At 71.7% G+C, this 4,885-nt stretch carries 4 protein-coding genes; all 4 read right to left on the bottom strand.

Annotation, left to right across the window (positions count from 1 at the left end; all coding sequences use genetic code 11):
- On the bottom strand, positions 1-1,606 hold a 1,606-nt coding region (locus ACJ8AN_RS18515), incomplete at its 3' end, for an Ig-like domain-containing protein (protein WP_407756710.1).
- A 60-nt stretch (positions 1,607-1,666) separates the two neighbouring features.
- The gene (locus tag ACJ8AN_RS18510) at positions 1,667-2,146 is read right to left on the bottom strand and encodes a hypothetical protein (RefSeq protein WP_407756709.1); all 480 of its coding nucleotides are present in this window, start codon (positions 2,144-2,146) and stop codon (positions 1,667-1,669) included.
- A 135-nt stretch (positions 2,147-2,281) separates the two neighbouring features.
- On the bottom strand, positions 2,282-4,582 hold the full coding sequence (locus tag ACJ8AN_RS18505) for an efflux RND transporter permease subunit (protein ID WP_407756708.1): 2,301 nt from the start codon (positions 4,580-4,582) through the stop codon (positions 2,282-2,284).
- Positions 4,579-4,885 (bottom strand): hypothetical protein (locus tag ACJ8AN_RS18500; RefSeq protein WP_407756707.1); only part of this gene is annotated, 307 nt, incomplete at its 5' end. The genes ACJ8AN_RS18500 and ACJ8AN_RS18505, both read right to left, overlap by 4 nt.

Genomic DNA, 4,885 nt, shown 5'->3' with positions numbered 1-4,885 from the left:
CGCTCTCGCTGTCGTGGAAGAAGAGCACGCTCTCCGTCTGCAGCACCTTGCCCCCCGCGTCCTTGTACGCCAGCCGCGCCTGGTACCGGCCGCGCGGCCTCACCTTGCCGTCACTCCCCTTCCCCTCCCACGCGAGTTCCACCGCGCCGCCCTCGGCCTTGCGCGACACGGAGAAGACCTTGGACTTCGGCTTCGCCTCGCCGCCCTCGGCCACGTCCCAGACCTCGAGCTCGATGGAGCCTCCCGCGCCCGGGGCCGAGAGGTCGCGCAGCGTGACGAGCGAGCGCTGCGAGGACTCGTCGAAGTTCGCCCCCACCTGCGTCATGAAGACATTGCCCGCGAACACCTCGAAGCGGCGGCGGCTCGTCTGGCCCTTGGCGTTGGTGGCCACCAAGTCCAGCACGTGCTTGCCCTCATTGAGGCCCGCGGTGCGCCACGCATACGCGAGCTTCCCGCCGCACGCCGTGTGCACCGGCAGGTCATCCACGAGCAGCTCGAGCCGGGCGATGCCTCCGGACTGGTTGTCCGTGGCCTCCACCTGGAGGTTCATCGTGTCCGCGACGTGCTGGCCATCCATGAGCCCATTCACCGCGATGCTCGCGACGTCCACCGTGACGAGCCCGAGCACGGCCCACATGGTCTCGGCCTTCTCCGCGCCGCCCTGGCCGCTCGCGTACGTCTTCCACGCGCCCGACTTGTCCTGGCGCTTCACCAGGTAGCCCATGGCGCGGGAGATGGGCGCATCCGAGTCCGAGTAGCCCGAGAGCTTGAGGGCATACATCGCCTGGCCCGTGGCGAAGGCGTCGCTCTTGCCCTTCTCCAGGCCCCAGCCGCCGTCCTGGTTCTGCCGCTCGAGGAGCATGCGCTGGAGCCGCAGCGAGCCGGGCTCGGTGCGCCCCACGCCGGCCGCGTTCAGGCCGAGCAGCGCGAAGTCGAGGTCCTGGAGGTAGACGTCGGCGGCCGAGCGCTGCCACTTCGCGGACGTGGCGGTGAGGAAGGACTCGGCCTTGCGCAGCGGGGCGAGCCACTTCGCATCCGCGGTCCTCGCGTGGGCCTGACGCCACGTCTGGGCGGCCTGGAAGGTCGTCTGCATGGTGCCCCCCGTCACGGGGCGGCGCGCGTCGTCATCCGGGAGGCTGCCGTCCTGGGCCTGCAGCGAGACGAGCTCCTTGGCGTAGCGCAGCAGGTCATCCGTGTACTTCGAGTCCACCCACCGGTCGTACCGGGCCCAGGCCGAGCCCTCGAAGGCGGCGCCCGTCACATGGCCTCCGGCGGTGACGCCGAGCTTGAGGGCCTTGATCATCGCGTCGATGTCCTTGGGCGCGACGTCGTACTGGTGGTGCTTGCCGGCCGTGAGCGCCTCGAGCGTGACGGCCTGGACGTGGCAGCCGAAGCACTGGTGCTCCGCCGTCCACTGCGCGCTGGCCCGGGAGAGGTAGGAGAGCCCCTTGTGGGCGGCCTCGCGGACCTTCGGGTCACCCCGGGACGGGGCCTGCTGCGCGGACTGGAGCTCGCACTTCACGGGGGGTTGCGGGGCGGTGGGAGCCTCCGCGAACGCGGGGAGGGACAGCGCCAGGCAAAGCGCGGCCAGGGCCGGTCGGGCCATAGGGGGAGACCTCCAAATCGAGTGGAATGGAGGGTGGAACGAACAGCGCGGAAAATGGGTCTACGGCTCGTGCGCCGCGTCCCCCACCCGGGTGAGCGTGGCGTTCTGGAAGAAGGAGCCCGCGTACAGCCTTCCCCGCGCCGTGGCCGTCACGGTGCCCGCCATGTCGAGCCGGCCGCTCCCTCCCGGGAGCGACAGCGTTCCGCGCGTCAGCGTCAGGGTGAAGGTGGTGCCGTTGTCGCTCCAGGTGCAGGAGCTCCCACGCCGCAGCAGCGCCACGTCGTCCTCCACGTCCGCGAGCAGGAAGCACTTCCCCGCGGAGTCGGTGAGCACGAGGTCCGAGTCCATGCCCTCCGACACACGGAAGGTGTCCGAGACCTCGGAGGACAGGTTGCCGAAATCCTGGATGCTGAGTTGGGCCGTCCCCGTCACCGCGTAGAGGCCGAGGAACCGCTGGCTGGCGGAGCCACACCCCAGGGAGGAGAGCAGGAGGAAGGAGACAGCGCCCAGGCGCTTGGAGAAAGGGGCTCGTGGAGTCATGGCGGCGCCCCGTGTGCAGGAGCCCTGCCAGTCCCCGCGAGCGGTGCGCTCCGAGTGGCACCCCCTGGAGCTACGCTCCGCCTCCCATCCAGGAAGCGGGATGGGCATCGAGCCCACGGAACGCGGCAGCCCCCACTACCTGTCTCGGGACGGGCCCAGCTCGGGCTTCAAGGCCATCAACAGCACGGGGCTCAGGAAGGCATCCGCAAGGCCCGCCACCCACAGCGTCAGCCCGGTGAGCAGGCCCAGGTGGGCGATGCCTTCGAAGCGCGAGAACTGCAACAACAGGAAGCCTCCGGCCACCGCCGCCGAGGTGACGAACATCGCCCGCCCGCACTCGTTCAGTGATTCCAGGGCCGCGCGCTGATGGGGCTCCGGGGCGCCCTCGGCCTTCAGCACCAGGTAGCGCCGCTTGAAGCGCACCAGGTATTGCAGCGTGTCGTCGTCCGCGATGACCAGCGCCATGCTGGCGATGATGACCGTGGAGGGCTTGAGGCTGATGCCGAGCAGGGGCATCACCCCGAACAGCACGCCCACCGGCAGCACGTTGGGCACCAGGCCGATGAGCGCCAGCTTCGCGCTGCGCAGCACCAGGAAGAAGGCCAGGAAGCTCACCGCGAGCGCGGACAGGAAGCTGCTCAGCAGCCCTCGCGTCAACATGCCCGTCACGTGCTCCGTCATGGCCAGGTTGCCCGTCACCGTCGCCCGGTAGCCCGCGGGCACCTCGCGCGACACGAAGGCCTGGGCCGATTCCACCAGCTCGTGCATCCGCCCCGACTCCACGTTGGGCAGCAGCGCCACCACCCCCGCCGCGCTCCGGTCCTTCGAGAGCACCGTGTCCAGGGGCTGGTAGCGCTCCAGCTTCGTCACCGCCCGCGCCGTCGTCTCCTGGGTCTTCGTGAGCAGCCCGAGCGGCCCGTACATCGCCCGGTTCACCGGCTCCACCAGCCGAGGCAGGCTCACCACCGGCGGGTGCTCGGGCAGGGCCGCGAGGTACGCGTCCACCCGCTCCTGGAAGTCCATGGCCTCGGGCGACAGCGCCGCCCCCTCCCGCCCCTGCTCCGGCTCCAGGAAGACGGCCAGCGGCACCAGCCCACCGAGCGCGCCCTCCGCGTACGACAGCTCGGCCGCCAGCGGTGAGTCCCGCCGCAGGTCGTCGAACACGCGGTACTCGTGCCGCACCCGCGTGAGGCCCAGCACGCTCAGCAGCGCCACGGCGGCCGCGACAGCCATCACCCGCCGGGGGCGGTGCACCACCTGCCGCTCCACCCACGCCAGCACCGAGTCCAGGGGCCGCGAGCGAGAGGCCTCCAGCTCGCGCCGCGCCCGCGCCGCCGAGGAGCGCGAGCGCAGCGAGAGCATCCACGGCAACACGAGCATGTTGGCCGCCCACGCCAGCACCACGCCCAGCGCGGTGGCGAGCCCGAACTCCCACACGGCGGTGAGGCCGATGAGGCCCATGGACAGGAAGCCCGCGGCGATGACGAGCTCCGTGGCCAGACACGGCCCGGCCGAGTGGGCCATGGCCTCGATGAGCGCCCGCGCGTACGGCGTGCCCGAGCGGCGGCGCTCCTCGAGGTCCGACAGCACGTGCACCGTGTCCGTCAGCGACACGATGAGGATGACGATGGGGGCGAACGAGGTGAGCACGCCGAAGGGCACGCCCACCCACCCCATGGCGCCCACCATCCACATCCACGCCACCACCAGCGTCGCCGCCGTGGCCAGCACGGACCAGAGGTCCCGGTAGGCGAACGCCACCAGCCCGAGGATGACGAGCAGCGCCAGGGGCAGCAGCAGCCCCATGTCCTCCTCCACCATGCGGGCGAGCGAGGCGCGCATCGCGGGCGCCCCCGAGAGCGTCAGCTTCAGCTCCGGCCCCGCGTGACGGGCGAGCACCTCGGCGGCCTGAAGCGAGAAGGCGCGCTCGGCGAGAAGGCGCTCGGCCCCCGCGCCCGACGCGAGCGCCACCTGCACCACCGCGAGCTCCCGCGTGGGGTGCACCAGCGCCCGGGCCAGCGGCTCCTTCCGGGCCCGTGCGAGCGCCTCGCGAATATCCTCCACGCGCCCCCGCGACTCCTCGGGGAAGAGCAACCCCTCCGCGCTCCGGGCCGAGGCGGGTCCCACCACGTGCCGCACCCGGGGCAGGCCGCGCAGCTCCTCCTCCAGCTTCACCAGCGAGGCCAGGCCCGAGGGAGAGAAGACCCCGGGGCCCTCGGCGATGACGAACACCTGCGAGTCCTCGCCGGGGAAGGCGCGCCGGTAGCGCTCGAAGTCCGTCTTGGCCGCGTCACCGATGGGGTGCATCCGCTCGATGGAGGGGTCCATCGGCACGCGAGCGGCGCCAAGGCCCGCCCCGACACACAGCGCGAGCAGCCCCAGGCCGAGCCACCACCGGTGCGCGAGCAGGCGCTCGAAGAAGGCGAGCCAGCTCACGACCGCTGCCCGCGCCAGCCCGAGAGGAAGTACAGCATCTCCTTGCGGAAGCCGAACGGCTCACGGGCTCGCGGCGGCAGGCCCACGGGTGCGGTGGCCGTCTCGGACTCGGGCCAGCGCGCGGTGCCGAAGACGACGTCCCACACCGTCAGCGTCCCGCCGTAGTTGCCCTTGCCCCAGTAGGTGGCTGCCCGCCGGACGTGGAACTGGAACCGCTGCGGGTCCACTTTCCCCTTGCGCCCGGCCAGCACCTCGCGCTCGGTCGCCGCGTGCCAGAGCTTGATGACCGGCTCCCTGAGCCCT

The organism is Archangium sp., assembly GCF_045802675.1.
Lineage (GTDB): Bacteria > Myxococcota > Myxococcia > Myxococcales > Myxococcaceae > Archangium.
This window is presented reverse-complemented; position numbering and strand designations above follow the sequence as displayed.